This window comes from Bradyrhizobium niftali (assembly GCF_004571025.1).
GTDB lineage: Bacteria > Pseudomonadota > Alphaproteobacteria > Rhizobiales > Xanthobacteraceae > Bradyrhizobium > Bradyrhizobium niftali.
Genome location: NZ_SPQT01000025.1, coordinates 1 through 23,548 on the forward strand (window position 1 = coordinate 1; position 23,548 = coordinate 23,548).

Here is a 23,548-nt window from a genome sequence, read left to right on the forward strand (position 1 = left end):
AATCCGTCAACTGGCGGATCGATGACGAGGGTGCCGCCGTTTCCATCGCTTGAGAGATTGAACGTTGAATGGGTGTAGTCGCCGGCTAGCGTGATGTGCGCGGTATGGTTCTGGGCGTCCGAGACGGTGAGTACCCCGCCCGATGTGTCACCTGAATAGGCGAACTTCGTGCCTGATCCGAACGAGATGTCCTTGAGATCGAGAATATCCGAGCTGGACGGATCACCGTTGCCGGAAAGGCCGTAAATCGTGCCAGTAAATTGCGTGGAATGATCGAGAGTGAAGGTACCGGTGACGCCCTTGAACGTGACCGATCCAGAAGCTGCTCCAGTCAGTTCGAGCGTCGCTCCTGGTTCGATGACGGTCGCTTGGCTCAGGTTGCCGAGCGCAAGAGTGATCTTTCCAGAAATATCAAGTACGGTCGATGAGCTGTTGATTACGCCATCGCCGTTGAGATCCTGATGCAGCACCGTCTCGATCGATTTCAAAGATGCGCTCGTCCCCGAGACGTTGCTGAGAAGGTTCGAGGTGAAGTTGCCGTTGCTGTCGGCGGTCCACACCGTGAAGACACCGGTCGAGGTGTTCTTCCAGGCGACGTCATAGCCGCTCGATGTCGCTTCCGTTCCAATCGGCACCCAACCGCTGAACTGTCCGGCCACGTACGTCACGCCACCATATTTCAAGGTGGGCCCATTTCCTCCGAGGAAATAATTGCTGCTAACCTGCAGCAGGCTGGTTGCGCCCGAGGCCTCAACGGTCGTCGTGTGCAAGCCGATCACCCCGTCGCCGTTAAGGTCCTGCTGGAGCACCGTCTCGATCGATTCAAGAGACGCGCTCGTCCCCGACACGTTGCTGAGCAGGTTCGAGGTGAAGTTGCCGTTGCTGTCGGTGGTCCACACCGTGTACAGCCCAGTCGAGGTATTCTTCCAGGCGACGTCATAGCCGCTCGACGTCGCTTCTACGCCAAGCGGCACCCATGCACCAAACTGTCCCGCCACGAACGCCGTGCCACCGTACTTCAAGGTCGGGCCGGTTCCTCCGGCGATCGGATTGAGCAAGAAGTTGCCACCAAGCTGAACCAGGCTGGTGGAGCCGACCGTCTCGATTGTCTTGTTGGGAACACCAATCACGCCGTCGCGGTTGAGATCCTGATTGAATAAAGTCTCGATCGACTCAAAGGACGCGCTCGTTCCGGAGACGTTGCTGAGAAGGCTGGACGTGAAATTGCCATTGCTGTCGGTATTCCACACCGTGTACACGCCGGTCGTCGAATTCTTCCAGGCTACCTCAAAGCCGGTCGATGTCGCCTCCGCACCAATCGGCGCCCAGCCGCTGAACTGTCCGGCCACGTATGCTGTGCCACCGAATTTCAGCAGGACATCTGTACCGGCACTAGAGAGATAGAAGTTGTTTCCAGCGCTTATCAAACTGGTCGTTCCAGCTGCCTCGATCAATGTTCCGACGACCGGGTCAAACGCAGCTGAAAGACCGCTCGAATTGCCAGCTGCATCCGTTGCGGTCGCCGCGAATACATGCGCCCCCTGCGCTAGAGATCCGGTCGTGATACTCCATACACCATTAGACGTCGTCACCGCGGTGCCTAGCAAGCTGCTTCCTTCATACAACTTGATCGTACTACCCGCTTCCGCCGCTCCCGCAACAACCATCGTGTTGGACGCGGCGAGCGTGTCCGAGACGATCGTCGGAGCATTGGGTGCGACCGTATCAACCGCGACGTTCAAGGCGCTGGAGGCCACGCTGATGTTGCCGGCCGCGTCCACCGCCTGGCCGGTGAAGACATGGGCGCCATCGACCAACGTGCCGGTCGCAAACGACCAGTTGCCACCGGCATCGACCGTGGCGATGCCCACCTGGGTCGCTCCATCGAACACCAGGACCTTGCTGCCAGCCTCCGCGGTCCCACTCAGCGTCACCTGATTGGCGCTGGTAATGCCATCGCCCGCAACGCTACTGTCAGGCGAGAACGTCGCAATGCTCGGCGCGGCAGGTGGGGTCCTATCAACGACCACACCTATGCTGGTCGAAACAGCGCTGAGATCACCCACTCCGTCAGCGGCCACCGCCCAAAATGAGTGACTTCCGTCTGTCAAAGTGCCAGTGGTGAAGCTCCAACTACCGTTGCTGTCAGCGGTCGCCACACCAATCTGGACTGTCTGGTCAAACACCTTGATCGTAACGCCTGCCTGTGCAGATCCGGTCAGGGTCAAATGATCTGCGTTGGTGAGCCCCCCGGCGCCCGGCGTGCTTGCAGAAGCGAGCGAGATCGTCGGCGCCGTCAGTCCGGCCATGGTCATGGATGCGCCGGTAGCGGAGACGAATGCGTAGTCGGACGATGACAATTGCGTCACGCCGGCAATTCGAAAACTGTCGGTCCCCCCTGCATAATGAACGGTCCACTCTTCCCCCACATTCGTCAGGTAAGCGCTAGCATCGTAGCCCTTCAGAATCAGCTTGTCGTGCTCCGCCGTCGTGCTGGTCAGGACGTGAAAGTCGGCTATCGTGTCGTGGCCACTACCGATGCCATAGATGAACGTGTCATTACCCGCATCCCCGAAGAGCCAATCATCGCCACCGGCACCATTCAAGACGTCATTTCCGCTGGAGCCAACCATCCGGTTGGCCAGTTCGTTTCCAGTGCCTGTAAGGCCTCCCATCATAAGGGTCAGATTTTCGACATTTGCGGACAGCGTATAAGATGTCCACGCTTCGACGCTGTCGATGCCACCGCCCGAATTCTCAGTGATCTTCTGATTCACATTGTTTACAACGTATGTGTCATCGCCAGTCCACCCGACCAGCGTATCGTCGTAGTTTAACGCCGTAATCTTGTCGTTCGCAGCGGTACCGTAAACAATATGGCTGCTGGTTGATCCGTTGATCCAGGATGTGATGGTGCCTCCAACCGGCAAGCTTCCCGGCAGCTGGAAGTCATCACTGGTGAACGCTGAAATCGTGGCGTTGCGAAAAACTAGCGTATCCTGGCTTGTCAGCGCGAGATACACGTCGTTGCCGACCTGCGTCATCGCCGCCTTGATGTCGTTGAAGGACGTGAACGCAAAGCCGTTCAGCTGAACGACATCATGCCCGGCGGTTGATCCCGGTGTAAAGTCGGTAATGATGTCCGAGCCGTCGCCCGAGTTGATGACGAAGGTGTCGGCACCACCACCGCCTGTTAGGATATCATTGCCGACTCCGCCGGTGATGATATTGGCTGCATCGTTGCCGATAATGATGTTGGCTTCGGAATTGCCGGTGCCGTTGATCGCTGCCGAACCTGTCAGCGTCAGGTTCTCAACGTAGTCAGGCAGCTTGTACGTGACCGTCGAAATGACGGTATCCACCCCACCGCCGTAGCTTTCGACCACCTTGGCGTTGGGATCGGCGACAATGTAGGTATCGTCACCAAGCCCGCCGGTCATCGTATCGGCACCTCCTGCACCGCCGAGAAGATCGTTGCCGGTGGTTCCAGTTAATGTATCGGCACTTGCCGTTCCTGCAACGGTGGTCGTCGGAGCTCCGCTGGCCAGAAGCGTGTAGTTGGCAAGTGTGTACTCCGGCAGCTGGTACGCTTTGATATAATCAATGCTCATCTGCGCGGTCGCGCTTGGATCCGCGTTTCCGGCCCAGCTTCCGCCCATCGCCAGATTGGCGATCATGTACATCGCTGTGTTCATGTCGGAGGGAGTGGCGACCTGACCGACCTCGACGCCGTCGACAAAATACGTCAGCGTATAGGGCGTCCACTCCACACCGAAAGTATGGTCACCGGCCGTCAGGTTGGCCGTATTTGCCCAATAGCCTTGAGTCGACGTAGTCGACGACAGAAAGCCCCAGTGGGCCTGGTCAGGATCTTTGCCCAGCGCTTCAAGCGCATCGAGTTCCGTGTTGAGGCCGCGCGTGTTGATCGGTAACATCCAGAAAGCAGGCCATGCGCCCGCGGTGCCGGGGAGCGAGGCTTTCATCTCGAAGTAGCCATAGGTCTGGACGAAGCTGTTTTCGGTGGTGATCACGCCCGACGAGAATTGATGGTTGCCGACATAGGCCGCATCGCTGGACGGGATCGGCGCTGCCGTGATGACAAGATGGCCGTTCTGTATCGAGAACGGATTAAGGCCTAACGAGCTCGACGCCTGGGTCCCGGGCAGACCAGTGAAGCTCGGGTCGACATACACCTCCTGCTCACCTGAGAGTGTGTAGCTTGCCACGCCGCTCCAGGCGTAACTCGTTTTCCAGGTCAAATGCGGGTCCTGGCCGGCGGAAAGCGAGTTGAAATCGTCGCTGAAGGTCTGAACCAGTCCTGTTGGCGCTGTGACGGTATTGATGTTGGAGGTCGTGAAATTCTGAACTTGCGTATTTTCGAGCGTTAGCTTCTCGCCGTTGCCGAGCGACAGAACGACATCCGTGCCGACCTGCTGCATGGCGGCCGTGACGTCGGCGAGCGTCTTGAAGTTCGTGCCATTGATTTGAAGAATGTCCCCACCGGCGCCTGTCCGAAAATCGTTGATGATGTCGTTGCCATTCCCAGTCTTGATAACAAACGTGTCGCTGCCGCCTCCGCCGGTGAGGACGTCATTACCCTTGCCGCCATCGATCATGTTATTGCCGGCGTTGCCGACGATGATGTTGTCTAGATCGTTACCGGTCGCGGGAGAGCTGTAGCTTCCGCCCAGTGTCAGGTTCTCGACATTCGGCGCATTGACGAGGCTATAGCCGTCGATCATGCCATCGTAGATCGTGTCGATCCCCTGACCGGCGAGCTCGACCACTTTCGTACCGTGATTGTACATGAAGTATGAGTCGTCGCCCGCTCCGCCGATCAGCGTAACGCCGTCACCCATTGCCTGCAGCGAGTCGTTGGTCGCGCCGCCGGTAAGCGTCCCTCCAGTCCCAATTGTCGTCCAAGCGGTGTTCGGCGCAGCACTCACTGGCAGCGGATTATCGAGGACGACGTTTGCCGCCGTGAGAGACGAGAGCGCAACATTCTCCAACGTGAGCGTCTCGCTCGACGAGAGCGTGACGATAACATCAGTGCCGGTCTGCTTTGCAGCGGACATGAAGTTTGCAAGCGTTGCAAAACCGTAGTTCTGCACGCGCAGCACGTCCCCACCGGTGCCGCCTTGAAAGTCGCTGATGGTGTCGGAGCCATACCCCTTCGAAACAACGAAGAGGTCGCTGCTGGCGCCGCCGGTTAACAGGTCGTTTCCGGTACCGCCAAACAGGATATCGGCGCCGGAAGTTCCATTGATCGTTAAGGCATAGGTCATGATGGTCGCGTGCTCTCGTTGCACGACGACCATGGAAGACGGGCCTCAATGGCGACTTAGCCGTATGCGGACAATTTGAGATATGGGTCGGTTTTCGAGCGACTCCGATAACGAGGCTCTAAAATTGCCCCTTCACGACGCTTTCACAATCACGATAGCCCCGTAGATTTCCGGGGTCGTTGCTCTGCCGCATCTGATGAAAGCGCTGTCACCCCACGGTCTCTGATTCGCCTGAGAGCTTGCCGCGGGAACGATACAGTAACCCTCTGGCTCGGGCTGCGGCGTGATCGTTTTTGGTGGATCACGCGGCGGATCGCACCGGCGACTTCTTCAAACCAGCGCGAACCGATCTAGGGAGCACGTAATCTATAGATCTGATATTTTGGAGTGTCAGCCTCGAGCGAATGAGCAGTGGCAAGATAGGCGAGCAGCTGTCCGTGGTGTTGGTCAAATGTCTGAGGTGGCTCAGACAGATCGGCAGCGCTCTTTACAATACCGAACCACCTCGCGCCGCGGCGAATCAGATCCTTGATGACCATGATCGACGGTTCGCCGTCTTCCATGTAAACTGTGAAATAATCGTCTGGAAGCGGAAACAACCAGCCTCGATGTCGGCTGTAATAGATCGCAACCGGATTTCCCGCGACGCCGCCGCTCACGACCACTAGTTCTTCTGGCCCTGCAAGCCGTGCCAGCGCATTCCCAAGCTCGTAATCTGCCGTTGCAAGAAAGGTCTGTTTGACCTCTTTGGCGGCAATGATGTTGCTTGCAAGAAGCACCGCGATCAATGCGATAGTCCGTGCCAATGTGCCCAATTCATACTTGTCGCGCCCGAGGGTAGCGACTTTCACAAACCCAATGCCCGCCAGAGCGGCGATGGCTGGACTGGCTATATGGAAATTCCACGGCTGTTCCACGATTTCTCGCGCGGCGATGAAATAAAGCAGCGCAAAGCCACCGAGCCAAACATGGAAAATCCAGGGGGCCAAGATTTCGGTCTTGGCTCGCTCCGCGCCGCCATCCTGGCCACTGATCGGCGGCGAACACAAAGCGACTGCGCACAGAAGCATGATTGGCCAGCCCCAGAGCCATGTCCTCGCATGGAAGAGCGCTTCTTTGACGAAGAATCGCTTGGACAGGAACTCCGTAAAGCCGTCGCTCCAAATGTATCCTTGGCCAGCGATATGGTAAGGCGGATACGTACGACCGAGATGGACGGTCCAGCGGTAGTAGGAACTAACGAGAACGATCGCCAAACACAGCCACAGGCCGAATAGAACGATCCGCTTTCGGCGGGCGAGTTTGGTTGGTACGCACCACACGATGTAAAAGGCCGCGGGCAGGGCTGCCAAGGCCGGAAGCTTTGCCAGAATGCCTAAAATGCCCGCCCCTGCTGCCGTCCAAAGCGTTACAGGGTGGTGCTCTTGTAAGCCCTTGACGAGCAGCCACAACGCAAGCGTTACAAAGGCGACCATGGCAGGGTCTGGCAGATACGATGTATCGACCACGATGGCGGCAGGAAGCAGTGCATAAATCAGCGCTGCCGCGCGAGCGTCCCAGGAATTGCGAAGCCGCAAGACCAGATTGTGTAACGAGGTAAGCGTTACTAGGCCGAACAGCATCGCCGCCAATCGGCCATGCCAGTCGCGCCAACCCAACACGTGATCCAGGTAAGCCGCGACGTATGTTAGAAGCTGAAATTCCCGCCCCTGGTATCCGGGCCTGTCTCCATTCCAACTCACTTCTGGCCAGAAAGGGCTCCAACCGTTTTTGGGCAGGTTGTCGGCCATCATAGCGGTGCTCGCTTCGCGCCACGTGAACCAGTCGGTGAGCGGCTGTGTCAAATCCCCGAGGCGCAAGGCTACGGCCACGACCAAGATGCCGCCTAAAAAGAGGTAGTCAAGCCTACCTTGCTGCGAGCCCTTGGCGCCCATCTATACACCGTATCGTGCACTACATTGCCTATACGTCCCCGGTGCTTACTTGGCGCCTCGCCGCAACGCAAGCATGTCTCCGGCGCTGCATAGAATATGAGCATTGAGTCCATCAACGGCTCGACGACGTCGGCAGAGTTCGCCGGAGAGGTTGTGCAAGACGATGCAAGCCGTTGTAACTAACAGCAGCGGCCAGCTTGGAGCTACCTACCTCTCTAAGCCACTCTCGACAGTCGCCGTCGCGAGGTAGCTTAAATGGACGCAGCCCGCCATGAGGATTGCCTCAGGGATCCCGTTTGCCCGCAGCCACCGACTCGGATTTTGCCATAGCGTTACGATCACCAGGACGTTTCCAAGCAGGAATGAGATCTTGACGAAGCGAACGGTCCAGACACGCACAGCAGCCTTTGGTTGCAGTATCACGTGGAAGTATTCGCCCGTGACCAGTTCGCTGCGCTCAAACGTTGAAAGGTATAGCAACGGCCCCAATCCACGATATGAGGCCTCCAGTGACTCCTGCTCGGAAGAACGTCAGAATTCGAGGCATTAACTTCAGATGGCAGAAGCGATTGTCCTGGTTATGCAAGCCACTCCAAACAAAGTTGCCGACCCGACCAGGAAAACCAATTCGTTCCGCGCGGCTGTCGGATTCCGGGAAAACGACTGCTCACCCTCAATCAATATGGCCGAACTCGTTCCCATTCGAGCGTACTTCCGACGATTGCATCGAGTGTGCCGAAAATTGGCGTCCATCCCAGTTCAGATCGCGCGAGGCTCGGGTCGGCCACAACTGCGACCGGATCTCCGGCGCGCCGCGCCGTCTTGCGGATGTCGAGCTTCGTTCCAGCGATCCGCTCGATCGCACGGAGCACCTCCATGACCGAATAGCCGCGACCGTAACCGCAATTTGCCGTGAGATTTGATCCGCCGGTCCGAAGCCGGGCAAGAGCAAGCCGATGAGCAACCGCGAGATCCCTGACGTGAAGGTAGTCTCGAATGCAGGTTCCGTCTGGCGTTGGATAGTCCGTACCGAATACCTCAACAAATTGTCTTTTGCCGAGGGCCGCCTCGCTTGCGACCTTGATAAGGTGACTGGCGCCTTTCGTCGCCTGCCCGACACCTTTCTGTGGATCGGCTCCCGCCACGTTGAAGTATCGCAAGACGGTGTATCTGAGCGGATGCACCCTGGAAACATCCTCCAGCATCCACTCCGAGATCAGCTTGGATCGTCCGTAGGGTGACTGCGGTCGAACGGGATCGTCTTCCCTGACGGGCAATAGTTCTTTGGAGTCGTACACCGCCGCGGTCGAGGAGAATATGAAATGCGGCACGCGGCCGCCGACGGCGGCCTCGATCAGGCTGCGCGTCTTGCTGGTGTTGTTCAGATAATAGTGAAGCGGGTCCGCGATCGATTCTGGAACGACGATCGAGCCGGCGAAATGGATGATGGCATCAATGTTGTGCTCGGCGATGAGGCTGGACACGAGCATCGCGTCACCGACATCTCCAACGACCAGCCGGGCATTTGGAGCGACAGCAGCTTCGAAGCCGGTGGAGAGGTCGTCGAGGACGACGACCGTTTCGCCGGCATCAACCAGGTCCGATACTGTTTGGCTTCCGATGTAGCCTGCCCCGCCTGTCACCAGAATTGGCATATGCGATGCCCCCCTCTGCGGACTTCAGTTCAGAGAAGGCGATTTTGCGCGGCCCCCGTACGCGCGTCCCAACCGATGAAGCAACCACCGCCCCACTTCGAGTACGGCGATCTTCGCGAAGCGCATACTTCGCGCGACGGAGCGAAGAGCAGTCCTCGAGCGCCAGCTGCGCCTCAGATCACTTACAATCTCATCTTTGTAGTATCTAACCCAGACCCGCCGTCCGAGGAGACGCTCATCCTCCAGCAAGAGAGCGCCTGCCGTGCGGGCTCTTTGGCGATCATTGATGCGGAGCACCCATTTCAGCATGACGGAGGGATCTGCGGACATATTCTGTCCGTGCCAGCGATAGAGTGCAACAACCTCGGGGTGAGAACGGATCGGGTGTTTCGCCGCCATGCGGAAATAGACATCATAGTCCTCACAACGCGGCAAGGAGACGTCGAACGCCCCGATATCGCACAGCTTCTTCCGATCGTAGATAACCGTGGCATGCATGCCAATGGCGTTACCCGTCAGAAAGGTACGAAAAGCGTCGGGACCGATATCCGAATAGACGTCTCCACCCAGCGGCTCGCCTTGAGGCCCCACGCGGCGGTGCGCTCCATAGACGAGACCTGTGCACGGACTAAGGGTATGGCAGACCAGGCCCGCCCGCACCGCATTAGGCATCAAGAGATCATCAGCATCGAGGAAAACGATGTAGGATGATGACGATGCCTTTAACCCGGTGTTGCGTGCCGCGGCAAGTCCGGCGTTCTGTTGCGTGACCAGCCGGACGCCTGGATAACCGGCAACGACGGACGCCGGATCGTCCGTTGATCCGTCATCCACGACGATGATCTCGTCAAACGGCACGGTCTGCGCGAGTCCGCTTTCGATCGACGCGGGAAGAAAATGAGCCTGCTGGTAGGTATTGATTACGAGAGCGATTGAAGTGGTCATGAAACTCGTCCGCGGCCGGCAACACCGGGTTCACGCCCGGATTCTCTCAGCCGCAAATCCTCGAAAACGTAAAAAAATATTGTCGATTGTGCCTTCAAAAATAAGATCAAGCAAGCAGCCGCTTCGCCCTGATAGCCGGAGAACCGGGACGAGACTACTTGGCTTCGTCCGGTTACCTTAACGGCGACATGGTCGGGACGGCCTGGAGGCATTATGAATAATGCTCAGAATACCAAACGGGACCCATCCAAGCGGGCTGGCACGATGCCATTGGTCAGCGTTCTCATTCCTGCCTTCAATGCCCAGCAAACGATTGCCGAGTCCCTTCGCTCTGCGCAGCGGCAGACCTATGCCGAGCTCGAGATCATCGTGGTCGACGACGGATCCACCGACGAGACACCGAACATCGTGTCTCGGTTCGGCGAACAAGACCCCCGAATCGTCCTGATACGTCAAGCGAATACCGGCGTTGCCGTCGCACGAAACACAGCTCTTGCAAACTCCAAGGGATCTCTGATTGCCCCGCTGGACGCCGATGATCTTTGGCACCCTCAAAAGATCGAACGGCAGGTCGCCAACCTGCATCCGGCGCCCGACGACGTCGGGCTCGATTATTGCTGGTTCGTCGACATCGACACGGACTCGCTGGTCACCCGCTGCTACGAGAGCCGCTTCGAGGGAGATATTTACTGCCCTCTCATCCTGGGCAACTTCATTGGCAATTCGAGCGTTCCGCTGATCAGAAGGGCTTTGCTCGAGGAAATCGGTGGTTGGGAGCCCGGTTTGCGTGCAGCCGACGCCCAGGGATGCGAAGACTGGCTGCTCTACCTGCAAATCGCCGAACGCGCGCGCGTCGTGCTCTCACCGGCCTTCTTGGTCGGTTACCGTCAACTGCCCCAGGCGATGTCCAGAAATGTGGGGCAGATGACGCGCTCCTACGAGATGACGATGAGTTACGCCCGGACGAAACGGCCGGATATTCCAGATGAGCTGTTTGCGAGATCACGCCACGATTTCGACATCTACATCTCCGCCATGTGTGGGGACACAAGCCGCCGGGCGACCACGATCCGACACATGCTTGCCTCGATAGCGCGTGATCCGCTGAACGAACAACACAATGTCGGCGTACTGCGAGAACTCGCCCGCCGGCTTCTCCAGATGCCGCGCGCTGCCTCCCGTTTGAGCATGGGCGCGGACGCCGCAGCGCACGGGCGCCCCTTCAGCGCAATCGAACCTGATCTGCGGTGCCCGATTTGCAGTCCAAACGAGTAGATCGTTCCGGGGAACTCTTGCTGTTGCGCAAAGTTTACCAAGCGACGGCCAACTGGCCCGGCACACCTTATTCTCATCTCACAATTCCTGTATGCTGCCCGATGTTTCCACCGGCGGTATTAGTATGAGTATGGGTTCGGCGATTTCAGGCAACGGCACAGGGCGACCCGATCCCCTCGTTTCCACCATCATGATTTTCCTCGACGCTGAGACTTTCATGGCAGACGCCATTGAAAGCGTCATCGCCCAGACCTATCCCAACTGGGAACTCCTGCTAGTCGATGACGGATCAACCGATCCGAGCACCGCGATAGCCAGGGAATTCGCAAGCCGGTATCCCGGGCAAATTCGATATCTCGAACATCCCGGACACGTAAATCGCGGGATGAGCGCGACCAGGAACCTGGGCATAAGCGCAGCCCGCGGTGAATTGATCTCGTTCATCGATTCGGACGACATCTGGGAGCCGAACAAGCTTTCCGATCAGGTGCGGATCATGCGCGAGCATCCCGAGCTCGGCATGGTCTGTGGCGCGGTGCTTTACTGGGGCAGCTGGTCGGGAGACCATGATTTCCTGATCCCGACAGGGCACGTTTTTGATCGCCCGGTCCCGCAGCCGGAGGCGCTGCTCGCGCTCTACCCTCTTGGCACGGCAGATGCACCATGTCCGTCCGATGTTATGATTCGAGCCGATGTCCTGGCGCGCATCGGCGGCTTCGAGGAGCACTTCACCGGCGAGAAGCAAGCCTATGAGGACCAGGGATGCTTTTCCAAGCTCTACCTCGAAGCCCCCGTATTCTTCTCCAGCACGGTCTGGCTGAAGTACCGACAGCATCGCGCCTCTTGTCTCACAACGGTGCGCCGCGAGGGGCAGTACGCGAGTGTTCGACTGTACTATCTGTCGTGGCTCAAGCGCTACTTAAATGCGAGGGGAGTGGCGGAGCCCCGTATCGATGAAGCCATCAACCGCTCGATGTGGCGCTATGCGCACCCAGTAATCTACCGTTTGCTAACCTTGCCCTACCGAGTGCTCGAGGAGATTCTCTGGCGGGTCGGAAAACATCATCTGCTCCACCGGAGAAGGCCCGTCAGGCCGGCCGGTCAACCCGGTCGCGTCTGAGAGCCGCAGGGTTCGTGCGCAGCTACGAGCCGGGCACACGCAGATTGGCGGAATGGGACAACCGCACGATGCCGTGGTACTCTCTCAAATAGGGCCAATATGCATCGTTGACGGTCGCTGCGACGACCTCGAAGCTGAGGCAAGCCTCGACGGACAGTCTTGGCTCTTCCTCTCCCCAGGCAAAGAGGGAAAATCCCGCGATATAGGTCCCCGGCAACAAGCCGAGTGAACGCACATTGAACACGATTTCGACCGGCTGCGTGAAGTCAAACTGGTCGACGCCTTCCGCGAGGCTTTCGAGGGACGAGATCCGTGCTCCCTCCTGATCGAAAATGCTGATCTCGGCGACTCCACGCCTGAACGGCTGGCTGGCACCGAGCCGAAGAACAAAATCGTAATCTCCCCCGAATTTGAGATGATCGCATGCGGTTTCGGATGACGGTTCGAGAATGCGAAGCTCGCCCCAAAGCTCGTCTGTCCCCGTCCGTTCACCTTGGGTGGATCGTGGGGTCGAGCCCAGCAGATAGGCATCGATGACGGAAGAGGATGCGCCGATCTGTTTCAGATGACCGGCCTCCAGGTAAACCGCTATATCGCAGAGCTGGCGGACCATTGCCATGTTGTGGCTCACGAACAGCACGGTTCGGCCTTCTCCTGCGGCATCCTTCATCTTGGCGAGCGACTTGCGCTGAAAATCGGCATCCCCGACCGCCAGGACCTCATCCACCAACAGAATATCGGGCTCGAGATGTGCGGCAATCGCAAAGGCCAGGCGGACATACATTCCGGAGGAATAGCGTTTCACGGGCGTCTCCATGACATCGCCGATGTCAGCGAACTGGATGATGCGATCAAGCTTCGACGTAATCTCGGACTTGCTCATCCCGAGAATCGCGCCGTTGAGATAAATGTTCTCGATCCCATCCAGTTCGGGATGGAAGCCCGCGCCCACTTCAAGAAGGCTGCCAACGCGTCCCCTCAGTGTGGCCTCTCCCTCCTCCGGCTCGGTAATCGACGTTAGCACCTTGAGGAGCGTCGTCTTGCCCGAACCATTTCGGCCGATAATTCCGCAAACGCTCCCAGCGGGAACGGAAAACGTGACATCCTTCAGCGCGTAGAACTCCCTGCTCGCTCGCCTCGGCCGCTGATCGCGTCGGCGAGCGAGAAACAGCTCGACCTCCTCGCGCAGGGAGCTCATTCCGATGGCCCCGCGCCGATATCGCTTCGAAAGCCCCCGAACCTCGATGGCCAGATGGTCCTGCATCTCAGATCGTATCCATAACGGTGCGCTCAACGCGCTGATAGAGTACAACGCCGCAAGCCAGAGCAATCGCCGTCGTGAGAAGCGAAGCAAGGACCTGGCCCGGCGTGAGCATGGATTCGCCGAGAAGGCACCAGCGGCTTTCCTCGACGATCGCGGCCAATGGATTGGCAAGGCTCGCCATGACCCTGTACTGCTCGGGAATAGCGGAGAAAGGATAGAGGACCGGGGTTACGAACATCGAGACCTGGACCAGGAACGACGTCATGAAGCCCAAGTCGCGGTACTTGGCCGTTGACGCTCCTAGAATGAGCCCGGTCGCGAGCGAGGCGGCGGCGAGATGCAGCACCACCAACGGAAACCCGACAATGCGCCATGAGAGCCCGTCTGACTTTCCCATCCAGTGAAAGGCGATGAGGAACACAAGGACGACGACGAACTGAATCAGGAGCGCTACTCCAGTCGAAATCAGGGACGACAAGGGGACCACAATGCGGGGGAAGTAGATCTTGCTGAAGAGGTGTTCGTTTTCGATGAAGACCAGGCTGGTGGCAAAGATGACCTGCGAGAAATAGGACCACACGATCAGCCCCGAAAGATAGAACAAGGGCGCCGGCTGATTTGCAGTCGACACCCCGGCCACACCGCTGATCGTGACCGTGAAGACCGCCGTCCAGACCAGAGGCTGAAGGATCAGCCAGCCGGGGCCAAGCAGCGTCTGCTTGTGACGAACCTTGATGTCACGCAGAGCAAACAGGAACAGGAGATCGCGGTGTTCCCAGGCGCGTCGCAGGTCAAGGTCGAACCAGCCGCTCCGACGCTTGATGATCGTAATTCGCTTCGCGCTTCCGGTCATAGCGAAGGATCCTCAATCCTCTTTTCGAACTCATCGCCCTTCCAATCGCCCACGTAAATTCGCGGTAGCGTCAGGGGTTCGGCGTTTCGCCTGACAGAACGAGCGTCCACCGTGCAGGCAAGATCGAATCCGGCCTCTCTGACCGCTCGCACGGTCGTGTCGCTGTGATCACCAAACGGGTAGGCAAAGGTCCGCACTCGGGTGCCTGCGAGTTTCTCGCAGGCGCGCCGACTTTCCGCGATCTCCCTGAACTGAACGTCCGCGCTATGAGCTGGCAAGGTTGGATGCGTGAGCGTGTGTGCCCCGATCGTAATAAGACCGTCGGAGATGTTGCGAACCTCTGGAGCCGTCATCGCCCGATGCATCTCCCGAGCGACGAGGTCGCAGGAGGACCATTCGCCGATCCCTGCCAGGAGCTTCGTCAGAACCTCGTGCGGAAGGACCCGCAAGCGACCCCACACCTCCCGGAAGATCCGATCGCGCGCTTGGTGATCCGAGGCCGGCGGCACCGTCCAGTGGCACTCCTTGCCTGCGATGTCCAGTGTGAGGCTCTCGGGCAGATGTTCGATTTCGAGGAAGACTCGCGCAACGGCGTCCCACCAAAATTCCCTGTCCGTGCCGATGATCCCGGTCGTCACGAACAACGTCATGGGACAGTCAAGCCTTTGCAACACGGGTCGCGCGTTCGAATAAACGTCATGATAGCCGTCGTCAAAGGTAACCGCCGCAAGCGGCTTGTCCGAAGGCGCGCGGCGCCGTTCCAGGTCAAGCAATTCGTGGAGATGGACAACGCGTCGAAGGCGCCTGAGACGCGCGATCTGCTGTTCGAACCGCGCCGGGTGCACCGCAAGCCCCCAGGGATCGACCGGAATATCCGCGACACGGTGATACATCAGTATGATCGGATCGGCGCCAAAGATCCGCCGCCCAATCGATCGCTTGAGGCTTCGCAACGGTTGGAGCGTCATTCGCCCCGCCTTCTTGCCGCGGCGGATACAATCACGGGAAACGACTTATCGAGCACGTCAAGCTTGGCCTGCGATACTTCAGAGACCGCCAATCCTTGCAAGAAGCATGTCGCCGCGAACACGTTCCCGAACGTCTCGAGCTCAACACCCTTTTCCTCGAAGAGAGACCCCAGCAGTCGCCCTAGTGCGATCTCCGTCAACGACCAGAACCACGTATGTCCCCATGCACCCCGAGCGACGGGGGAAATTCCGGGCACCGTCACAAGAAGCGTTCCGCCCGGTTTGAGCGCCCCCGCAAGCTCCGCCAGCGCGCCCCGCATGTCGAAAATTAGATGGAGGGTTTGCGTGAGGATGACGCAATCAAACGCCCGTTCAGGCAAGGTCCCCGGGACCGAGATATCGCCAATGATTGTGGCGAGCGGGTTGGTCACGTCGACATGGAGAACGTCGCTTTTCTCGACCTGCTTGCCGCCGAATCGGAGCGTATACGCATTGTCGCCGATTTCGAGAACTCTGCCGCGAATCCTGGCGGCGTTGCGAGCCAGAAAACTCTCGATGTAATAGCGATCGATCGGCGCTCCCCTGTCGAAGCCGAAATCGGCGCTGATCGGCTCGGTTCGTCCGAAATCCCCGAAATCGATGGTGCCTGGCGGCGGCGCCCAGAGGCAACGCGACAGACGCTGACCGATCGGCGCGGGGGCTTTCGCGATGAGACGCAGCAATTGTCGACGGCCGAATCTTGCGACGCCACGAAGCAGGGACGAGGCGGTCATGAGGGATCTTCCAATATCGGCTGCCCGGACTCAAGGCGTGGGTCAAGCCAGGTCAGGCACACAAGCATGCACCTTTCATCGCACCTGATCACTGCCGTCCCCCTCTACCCATCGCTCACAACGGGCTTGGCACGTCCCTGTCCGGCCAGCCAGGCCCGATATTCCTTCGACGCAGCAAGGAAGCCATTGTCCAGCAACTCATCGGTCGTCGACAGCAACCTTGCCGACTCGAGTTTCAGGCAAAGACCCGGCAGCTTTTGGAGCCCTGCCCAATAGCCCGAATACTCGTCACTCGTCAGATAGCCATAGCGCCCGCTTTTGACGGCTTCGGCGACCTTTGCGTAAAAGGAGTCCACGAATGGAAAGTGGAGAAGAACACCGGAGAAATCCGCCAATCTAGCATTCAACGCGTGGTGCCACGCGATGAAGGGCTTGATCTTCCCATCCATTCGAAAGAGAGAAACCTTGCTAAGACCATTCTTCGTTCCGAAGACCTTCTTCCTGATGCCGCCATGATGAGTCATGATCGCAGGGTTGCTAACCTCACCGAACGCATACGGCGTCTTGTCGACGGCCGATACGTCGTAGAAGGGGTACTGCAAGCATAGGCCGATGCCAGGCCTGATCCTTGCCTCTGAGATCGGTCCGTCACTGAACATGTCCAGCATCTGGGTGATCACGGCGTTGAAACCTCTTTGATCGAGGTAGCCAATTAAGGCGCGCAATGACGCGTGAGCCGATCCGGGAAAATCGAACTGTTCGTCGACGTCCACGCACAGACACCACCGATCGCGGCAGTACTTGTTCGCCAGATAGCGCTTCATGGTGTTTTCATAGGCATGATAGGGAGCAGAGCTCGCCAGCAGCGTGACGTCGGCTTGTCTGGAAAGTACTTCGATGGATTGATCGGTCGACCCGTTGTCGAGGATCACGAAATGCTTGATTCCCATCGAGCGGTGATGAGTCAGAAAGGATTCGAGCCAAGGCTCGCCGTTTCGCATGACGCTGATGACAATGACGTCATCAGAATGGGAAAGGAGCTCTACAGGCCCGCTGAGATGCCTGACGCGGAACGGCAGCAGGAGGCCCCTCAGCCCGAACTGGACCGTGTCGAGCTTGTTCACGCGTCCGGGAAGGGAACGTAATCTATCCAGAAACACGGCAGGGCTGTCCTTTATCTCTTCCGTGGAGAGGTACTCTGCTCCGCAGATGCAGAGCACCCCGGGTGGGGCAAGCTCCAACCATCAATGCGATGAACGTCGTGCAGCCGAAGGGTGATCTCGCCACCTCAAAGCTGTCTCCACGATGAAATCGATCTGCGAGTTCGTTGGGTGCCAACCCAATTCGCGTGCGGCTTTTTCGAACGACGCGACGAGCTTTGGCGGGTCGCCTTCACGGCGCGATCCATAGAGCACGGCCGGGGCGGCCCCGGCAATGCGTGCAACAGCCTCCACAAGCTCGAGCACGCTCGTACCCACGCCGGTACCGAGATTGAAGACGTGGACTCCGCCCTGCCGGATCAACATTTCGCCCGCCAGCAAATGTGCCTGCGCGAGGTCTTTGACGTGGATGTAGTCCCTGATCGCGCTGCCATCGAGCGTTGGAAAGTCCGTTCCGAAGACCGTGAACGGACGATCTGGACTGCGAGCGGCTTCGATCATCAGCGGAATGGCGTGGGTCTCGGGCTCGTGACATTCGCCGATCTCCCCGTCAGGATCACAACCTGCCGCGTTGAAGTACCTTAGCGAGACCGAAGCCATCCCGTAGGCCCTGCCATAGTGCTCGAGCATGCGCTCGATGATCATCTTCGTCCAGCCATACGGATTGATCGGTAGTTGCGGATGCCCCTCGTCGATCGGTACGTGTTGAGGCACGCCATAGCTTGCGCATGTACTGGAGAACAGAATGCGATCGCATCCGGCCGCGCGCATCGATTCGAGCAACGCAAGTGTACCGGCGGTATTGTTCGCATAGTACAGCGCGGGATCCGTCACCGATTCACCCACATAGGCCAGAGCCGCAAAGTGGGCAACGAGGTCCGGCTTGTACATCTCCAGCGCACCGCGTACCCGCGTCCCATCCCGGATGTCGCATTCGATCAGCGGCCCCCAGCGCACGGAATCGCGCCAGCCCCGTGAAAGATTATCGACGGTGATGACAGCCCATCCAGCGCTGGCGAACGCTTTGCAACAATGCGACCCCACATAACCCGCGCCACCGGTGACAAGGACGGTTTTTGTCATGCTACCACAGCAAGTCCTTCCGAACGGAGCAGGTCGTCGAAATATGCGATCGTCTTCGTAAGGCCTTCGCGCAGCGGCACGGAAGGCGACCAACCAAGCGTATCGCGCGCCCGACCGATGTCGGGCTGCCGCTGTCGTGGATCGTCGGTTGGAAGTGGCTTGAACTCGATCAGAGACTTCGACGCGGTGAGCTCGATGACAATCTCCGCCAGTCCAATCATCGTAAACTCGTTGGGATTTCCGAGATTGATCGGTCCGGTTATCTCATCGCCCGAGTCCATCAGCCGCATGAGACCATCGATCAGATCGTCGACGTAACAGAAAGAACGGGTCTGCTTGCCGTCGCCGTAGATCGTAATCGGCCGGCCAGTGAGAGCCTGCACGATGAAGTTTGAAACGACTCGCCCGTCATTGAGCTGCATCCGCGGACCAAAAGTGTTGAAGATGCGCGCGACCTTGATCGTGAGATTGTGCTGTCGCCTGTAGTCGAAAAACAACGTCTCAGCGCAACGCTTGCCTTCGTCATAGCAGGAGCGCGGACCGATGGGATTTACCCTACCCCAATAGGCTTCGTTCTGCGGGTGCACCTCAGGATCACCGTAGACTTCCGAGGTTGAGGCCTGCAGAATTTTCGCCTTAACTCGCTTTGCCAAACCCAGCATGTTGATTGCCCCATGCACGCTGGTCTTCGTCGTCTGCACGGGATCGTATTGATAGTGAATAGGGCTGGCCGGACAGGCCAAGTTGTAGATCTCGTCCACCTCGACATATAAGGGAAAGGTAATATCATGTCTCATGAGCTCGAAGTGAGGACACTTCAACAGGCCACTCACGTTCTGCTTAGAGCCCGTGTAGAAGTTGTCGACACAGAGAACTTCATGTTGGGCGTTTACTAGTCGCTCGCACAGGTGCGAACCTAGGAACCCCGTACCACCGGTGACCAATATCCGTTTCGTTTGACGCGGCACGGAACAACCCTTTGTAATTATTCGTTATTTACTCTGTTGTCGTACAATCGTCGCTATTTAAACGCCTTCCCGATAAAGTCTTATTGGATTGCTTTCAAGAGTACAGTTCAATTACGATTAAGCATTAAAACAGTATGGCGCGTTCTCAAGGTGTGCTGACCAACAAACTTGTCTCGATCGTCGTGCCAGCCTTCAATGCTGCGGACACGATCCACGATACCGTCGTCAGCGCGCTAAATCAAACTTACCGGAATATAGAAATCATCATAGTCGATGATGGCTCCTCGGATTGGACGAAGTCGGTTGCGACCACTCTGATGCGGGGCGATTCGAGAGTCCGATATATCTACAAGCAGAACGGCGGCGTGGCATCGGCGCGCAACCGAGGAATTGCAGATGCGCAGGGAGATTTCATCGCCACGCTTGATGCCGATGATCTCTGGCACCCGACAAAGCTTGAACGACAGCTCGAGCGGTTTGAGGCAAGCGGCCCGGAAACCGCACTCGTGTACGCGTGGTGCTGCTGGATCGATGATGACGGCAACGTTACCGGTTGTGCCCCGCCAATCCGGCAGGAAGGCAGTATCCTTGCCCAAATGTGCCTGGGCAACGTCGTCATCAGCGGCAGCAATGCGCTCATAAGGCGAGAGGCGTTGGTCGCCACAGGCGGCTTCGATGAGTCACTGCGCTCCCGCGGAGGCCAGGGGTGCGAAGACTGGAAGCTGTATCTCGAGATTGCGGAGCGACACGAGATAGCGGTGGTGCCGGAATATCTGATTGGTTACCGCATCTCCCCAGGCTCAATGTCAGATGATTTTCGGCAGATGATGAGATCGCGTCGGATGGTAGAAATTGAGTTCAGCCAAGCGCATCCGGAGCTTGCCGGCCAGTTTGCGCGAGGCGAGGCGATACTCGCCTGCTCGCTAGCCCTGCGAGCAATCGAACAAGGGCAATTTCGTGATGCACTGGAGCTAATCACAAAGCTATCGCGCAGCAGCCTTCAGACGGGCATCGCGTCCCTGATCTGGCTATTGGCCGGCCTAACTCGACGTGTGCTAAGGTGGGTTCAGACGGGTCCTCGAACTCCATCTAGCAAATTCCTGTCGGTATCTCCGCATAGGAACGACCAAACACGATGCAGCCGATCGAGCAACTAGAGGGCATATTGTACGTCCGGGCAGACCAATGCCGACTGCCTCACAATCATCTGCTTTCACTTCGTATAATTTTTTCGGACGCGAGCTCATCAGTCGGATAGACACGAGCTCGGCGAGCTTCGGCCAAGACTTCCCCCTTCGAGGATTTTGCCACCGCGGTCCATTGATACACGTCTGACCTGCAAGGACCGAATGTTCGGATGCTTCCAGACGGCAGAACGCCGTTTGCCGGCATGGCGATTTCCTGACCACCCATTTCCCTGGTCCCTTGCGACAGCGTGAGCAGAAGCAGTTTGGCATCTGGAGGCACGTTCTTGAAGCGGATCTCGGGATTCGGAAAAAGTGTGATGCACCCTCCCGCGCTCTGCCAGGAAAAGTCAATGGTCATTGGCTCGGCCAAAGCTGCATCGAACCCGGGGATCCACGCTACAAATGCACAAATCAAGACCCTGAAGAGCATGATGACCTCTAGTTGCTCAATAGCTGTAGCATGTGCAGAAAATCCAACCCGACTATCAAAATCATGCCGGCGACGCTAGTCGCAAGCAAGACAAGAGATCAAGCATCAAATGCCCTGAAAGAACTCACCAAAGCGGCCTTGCCTAACGCTATGATAGAGCACTCCCCTCGTGGACCGGAGCAATGCCGCGAACATGCAAAATTTCTGCCGCTATTCACGGTTAATCGAGTCTCTCATAGACAATCAAAGGGTGACGGGTCATGTACCCCCAATTGGCAAACAACGAATTCGCGCGTCCGGCAGGTGTACATTGAAGATTCTGGTTCACGACTATGCCGGCCACCCCTTCCAGGTTGATCTGAGCCGCGAGCTTGCCTCGCGAGGACACCAGGTTACTCACGCTTATTTCCACGGCGACCATGGCCCCAAGGGGCGCCTTCACCGCACCTCCTCTGACCCGGTCGGCCTGTCCTTCAAAGGCGTAAGTCTGCCGCGTCCGTATGACAAGAACTCCTTTGTAAAGCGCCGTTTTGACGACGTCGCCTATGGCAAGGCCGTCGCACAACTGGTTCTGGCGCTCAAGCCCGACCTCGTCATCTCGGGAAATACTCCCACCGAAGCCCAATCGGCAATCGTGAAGGCATCCCGCAAGAGCGGCGCATGCTTCGTGTTCTGGGTTCAGGACTTCTACAGCATCGCCGCTTCAAAGCTGCTGCGAAAAAAGATGGGCGCCATCGGCGCGGGGATCGGCGCTTATTATTCGTATCTCGAACGTGGGCAATTTGCCAATTCTGACGCAATCGTGGTGATCACCGATTCCTTTGCTGATGTTGCAAAAAAGTGGGTCAGCGCCAAGGACAAAGTCTTCACCATCGAGAACTGGGGGACACTAAACGAGATTTCCCCGCTCCCAAAGGACAATGACTGGGCACTCCGTCACGGGCTCGGTGGCACCTTCAACTTCCTTTATTCGGGCACACTCGCACTGAAGCATAATCCTCAGTTGCTCGTCGAACTTGCAAAGCAGGTAAAGGGACAGGCAAATGTTGTTGTCGTCAGCCAAGGCGTGGGCGTCTCCGAGCTCGAGCGAGCAAAGAACGAGCAATCGATCGACAATTTGATCCTGCTGCCGCTGCAACCGTTCGCTGATCTGCCCAAAGTTCTTGCAACGTCGGACGTGACAGTTGCAACGATCGAACCGGATGCCGGCATGTTTTCTGTTCCCTCCAAGGTGCAGTCATATTTCTGCGCCCAACGCCCGGTATTGCTGGCGGCGCCAGCTGAAAACCTTGCTTCCCAAGTGGTCCGCAAGAACGGAGCGGGCATCGTCGTCGATCCGACCGACAAGGGAGGTTTTCTACGTTCCGCAATCCAATTGATGAAGGATGATGCCCTTCGCATCGGAGCGGCCGAAAGTGGTAGGAAATTTGCTTTGAACAATTACGACATCAAACGGGTGACCGATCGTTTTGAGACTGTATTCCAATATGCTATCGATGCGAGAGATGTGAGAAAGGGAACTTCATGACTAAGACTGCCCTGGTGTGCGGCGCGGGTGGGTTCATCGGCGGGCACCTGGTCAAACGGCTTAAGCGGGAAGGATTTTGGGTCCGCGGCGTCGACCTGAAATTTCCGCCGTTTGCGGAAACCGAGGCGGATGACTTCGCCGTTGGCGATCTCCGCGATCAATATTTCTGTCGCCAGATTACGGATCGGCGGTTCGACGAGGTGTACCAGCTCGCCGCGGATATGGGCGGTGCTGGCTATATTTTCACCGGCGAGCATGACGCCGATGTGATGCACAATTCGGCCACCATCAACCTCAACATGCTCGATGCCTGCCAGAAGCGGAATGTGCGCGGGATGTTCTATTCCTCTTCAGCCTGCATGTATCCCGAACACAATCAGATGGATCCGAACAATCCGAACTGTGCCGAGGATTCCGCCTATCCGGCGAACCCCGACAGCGAATATGGCTGGGAGAAGCTGTTCTCGGAGCGCCTCTACCTTGCCTATAATCGCAACCATGGCATGCGCAATCGCGTCGCGCGCTATCACAACATCTTCGGGCCGGAAGGCACCTGGGACGGCGGCAAGGAGAAGGCACCAGCCGCGGTGTGCCGCAAGGTTGCCCAGGCTACCAACGGTGGCGACGTCGATATCTGGGGCGACGGCACCCAGACGCGCTCGTTCCTCTTCATCGAAGAATGCCTGGAAGGCACGATCCGCCTGACCCGGTCCGACTTCGAGGGCCCCGTCAACGTTGGCTCGGAAGAGATGGTCACGATCAATCAGCTTGTCGACATCGTCGCCGATATTGCGGGCAAGAAGCTTCACAAAAAGCACATCCCGGGTCCGCTCGGTGTGCGTGGCCGCAATTCGGACAACCGGCTGATTGGGCAGAAGCTCGGCTGGAAACCTAGTGCTACGCTACGCTCTGGCCTTGAGAAGACCTATGAATGGATCGAGCGGCAGGTGCGCGGGAACAAGGAGCGGGCAAAAGCGGCTTAAAACGCCTCCGGATCTGACCATTTGAAAGGAGATGAAGCGCAGCCAGCCCGCTGGCGGCGCTTCATTGTTGGCGGCGAATTGTCGTCGATGCAGTGGGGCTGGTGAACTCTTGACAGAGGATGCCTGCGACCATGCAA

17 protein-coding genes are annotated in these 23,548 nt (G+C 57.9%); 5 read left to right on the forward strand and 12 right to left on the reverse strand.

Annotated features, from left to right (window positions below):
* The 4 genes from E4K65_RS33350 to E4K65_RS33365 form a co-directional block, all read right to left on the reverse strand.
* Positions 1 to 5,318: Ig-like domain-containing protein (locus E4K65_RS33350; protein ID WP_135177736.1), on the reverse strand; the 5,318-nt coding region annotated here is incomplete at its 3' end.
* A 317-nt stretch (positions 5,319 to 5,635) separates the two neighbouring features.
* Entirely contained in the window at positions 5,636 to 7,219 is a 1,584-nt protein-coding gene (locus E4K65_RS33355; RefSeq protein WP_135177737.1) for an ArnT family glycosyltransferase, read from the reverse strand.
* A gap of 677 nt (positions 7,220 to 7,896) precedes the next feature.
* Positions 7,897 to 8,874, reverse strand: coding sequence for a UDP-glucose 4-epimerase GalE (galE, locus tag E4K65_RS33360; protein ID WP_135177738.1), 978 nt, complete (start codon positions 8,872 to 8,874; stop codon positions 7,897 to 7,899).
* A 24-nt stretch (positions 8,875 to 8,898) separates the two neighbouring features.
* A complete protein-coding gene (locus tag E4K65_RS33365) occupies positions 8,899 to 9,819 on the reverse strand; it encodes a glycosyltransferase (RefSeq protein ID WP_135177739.1) in 921 nt (306 codons plus the stop codon).
* 213 nt (positions 9,820 to 10,032) lie between these two features.
* Between E4K65_RS33365 and E4K65_RS33370 the strand changes: the two genes are divergently transcribed.
* The gene (locus tag E4K65_RS33370) at positions 10,033 to 11,094 is read left to right on the forward strand and encodes a glycosyltransferase family 2 protein (protein ID WP_135177740.1); all 1,062 of its coding nucleotides are present in this window, start codon (positions 10,033 to 10,035) and stop codon (positions 11,092 to 11,094) included.
* 91 nt (positions 11,095 to 11,185) lie between these two features.
* Complete coding sequence (locus E4K65_RS33375; protein WP_135177741.1) at positions 11,186 to 12,214, forward strand: glycosyltransferase family 2 protein; 1,029 nt, start codon at positions 11,186 to 11,188, stop codon at positions 12,212 to 12,214.
* 22 nt (positions 12,215 to 12,236) lie between these two features.
* Here E4K65_RS33375 and E4K65_RS33380 read toward each other — a convergent pair whose 3' ends face one another.
* From E4K65_RS33380 to E4K65_RS33410, 7 genes are all read right to left on the reverse strand, one after another.
* Positions 12,237 to 13,478 carry an ABC transporter ATP-binding protein gene (locus tag E4K65_RS33380; RefSeq protein ID WP_135177742.1) on the reverse strand — a complete coding sequence of 414 codons (1,242 nt, stop codon included), beginning with the start codon at positions 13,476 to 13,478 and terminating at the stop codon, positions 12,237 to 12,239.
* 1 nt (position 13,479) lies between these two features.
* Complete coding sequence (locus tag E4K65_RS33385) at positions 13,480 to 14,331, reverse strand: ABC transporter permease (RefSeq protein WP_135177743.1); 852 nt, start codon at positions 14,329 to 14,331, stop codon at positions 13,480 to 13,482.
* Positions 14,328 to 15,299 carry a polysaccharide deacetylase family protein gene (locus E4K65_RS33390; protein ID WP_135177744.1) on the reverse strand — a complete coding sequence of 324 codons (972 nt, stop codon included), beginning with the start codon at positions 15,297 to 15,299 and terminating at the stop codon, positions 14,328 to 14,330. The genes E4K65_RS33385 and E4K65_RS33390 overlap by 4 nt, the downstream gene beginning before the upstream one ends.
* Positions 15,296 to 16,072: a class I SAM-dependent methyltransferase gene (locus E4K65_RS33395; protein ID WP_135177745.1), complete on the reverse strand. Its 777-nt coding sequence runs from the start codon at positions 16,070 to 16,072 to the stop codon at positions 15,296 to 15,298. The genes E4K65_RS33390 and E4K65_RS33395 overlap by 4 nt, the downstream gene beginning before the upstream one ends.
* A 104-nt stretch (positions 16,073 to 16,176) precedes the next feature.
* Complete coding sequence (locus E4K65_RS33400; protein WP_135177746.1) at positions 16,177 to 17,196, reverse strand: glycosyltransferase family 2 protein; 1,020 nt, start codon at positions 17,194 to 17,196, stop codon at positions 16,177 to 16,179.
* Positions 17,197 to 17,316: 120 nt separating this feature from the next.
* Positions 17,317 to 18,315, reverse strand: coding sequence for a UDP-glucose 4-epimerase GalE (galE, locus tag E4K65_RS33405; protein ID WP_135177747.1), 999 nt, complete (start codon positions 18,313 to 18,315; stop codon positions 17,317 to 17,319).
* Positions 18,312 to 19,283, reverse strand: coding sequence for a UDP-glucuronic acid decarboxylase family protein (locus E4K65_RS33410; RefSeq protein WP_135177748.1), 972 nt, complete (start codon positions 19,281 to 19,283; stop codon positions 18,312 to 18,314). The genes galE (E4K65_RS33405) and E4K65_RS33410 overlap by 4 nt, the downstream gene beginning before the upstream one ends.
* A gap of 134 nt (positions 19,284 to 19,417) precedes the next feature.
* Here E4K65_RS33410 and E4K65_RS33415 point away from each other — a divergent pair, with 134 nt between their 5' ends.
* Positions 19,418 to 20,440 (forward strand): glycosyltransferase family 2 protein, encoded by a 1,023-nt coding sequence (locus E4K65_RS33415; RefSeq protein ID WP_135177749.1) that lies wholly within the window; start codon positions 19,418 to 19,420, stop codon positions 20,438 to 20,440.
* Between the two features lie 46 nt (positions 20,441 to 20,486).
* On the opposite strand, the gene E4K65_RS33420 is transcribed toward E4K65_RS33415, so the two are convergent.
* The gene (locus E4K65_RS33420) at positions 20,487 to 20,900 is read right to left on the reverse strand and encodes a hypothetical protein (protein WP_135177750.1); all 414 of its coding nucleotides are present in this window, start codon (positions 20,898 to 20,900) and stop codon (positions 20,487 to 20,489) included.
* 310 nt (positions 20,901 to 21,210) lie between these two features.
* Here E4K65_RS33420 and E4K65_RS33425 point away from each other — a divergent pair, with 310 nt between their 5' ends.
* Positions 21,211 to 22,428, forward strand: a complete 1,218-nt coding sequence (locus E4K65_RS33425) for a glycosyltransferase family 4 protein (RefSeq protein ID WP_167771353.1) — start codon at positions 21,211 to 21,213, stop codon at positions 22,426 to 22,428.
* Positions 22,425 to 23,411: an NAD-dependent epimerase/dehydratase family protein gene (locus E4K65_RS33430; protein ID WP_135177752.1), complete on the forward strand. Its 987-nt coding sequence runs from the start codon at positions 22,425 to 22,427 to the stop codon at positions 23,409 to 23,411. The genes E4K65_RS33425 and E4K65_RS33430 overlap by 4 nt, the downstream gene beginning before the upstream one ends.
* Positions 23,412 to 23,548: the final 137 nt, after the last annotated feature.

Bases quoted from the DNA above. Each gene is read 5' to 3' on its own strand.
- E4K65_RS33355 (WP_135177737.1), bottom strand. From the start codon at position 7,219: ATGGGCGCCAAGGGCTCGCAGCAAGGTAGGCTTGACTACCTCTTTTTA.
- galE (WP_135177738.1), bottom strand. From the start codon at position 8,874: ATGCCAATTCTGGTGACAGGCGGGGCAGGCTACATCGGAAGCCAAACA.
- E4K65_RS33365 (WP_135177739.1), bottom strand. From the start codon at position 9,819: ATGACCACTTCAATCGCTCTCGTAATCAATACCTACCAGCAGGCTCAT.
- E4K65_RS33370 (WP_135177740.1), top strand. From the start codon at position 10,033: ATGAATAATGCTCAGAATACCAAACGGGACCCATCCAAGCGGGCTGGC.
- E4K65_RS33375 (WP_135177741.1), top strand. From the start codon at position 11,186: ATGCTGCCCGATGTTTCCACCGGCGGTATTAGTATGAGTATGGGTTCG.
- E4K65_RS33380 (WP_135177742.1), bottom strand. From the start codon at position 13,478: ATGCAGGACCATCTGGCCATCGAGGTTCGGGGGCTTTCGAAGCGATAT.
- E4K65_RS33385 (WP_135177743.1), bottom strand. From the start codon at position 14,331: ATGACCGGAAGCGCGAAGCGAATTACGATCATCAAGCGTCGGAGCGGC.
- E4K65_RS33390 (WP_135177744.1), bottom strand. From the start codon at position 15,299: ATGACGCTCCAACCGTTGCGAAGCCTCAAGCGATCGATTGGGCGGCGG.
- E4K65_RS33395 (WP_135177745.1), bottom strand. From the start codon at position 16,072: ATGACCGCCTCGTCCCTGCTTCGTGGCGTCGCAAGATTCGGCCGTCGA.
- galE (WP_135177747.1), bottom strand. From the start codon at position 18,315: ATGACAAAAACCGTCCTTGTCACCGGTGGCGCGGGTTATGTGGGGTCG.
- E4K65_RS33415 (WP_135177749.1), top strand. From the start codon at position 19,418: ATGGCGCGTTCTCAAGGTGTGCTGACCAACAAACTTGTCTCGATCGTC.
- E4K65_RS33420 (WP_135177750.1), bottom strand. From the start codon at position 20,900: ATGCTCTTCAGGGTCTTGATTTGTGCATTTGTAGCGTGGATCCCCGGG.
- E4K65_RS33430 (WP_135177752.1), top strand. From the start codon at position 22,425: ATGACTAAGACTGCCCTGGTGTGCGGCGCGGGTGGGTTCATCGGCGGG.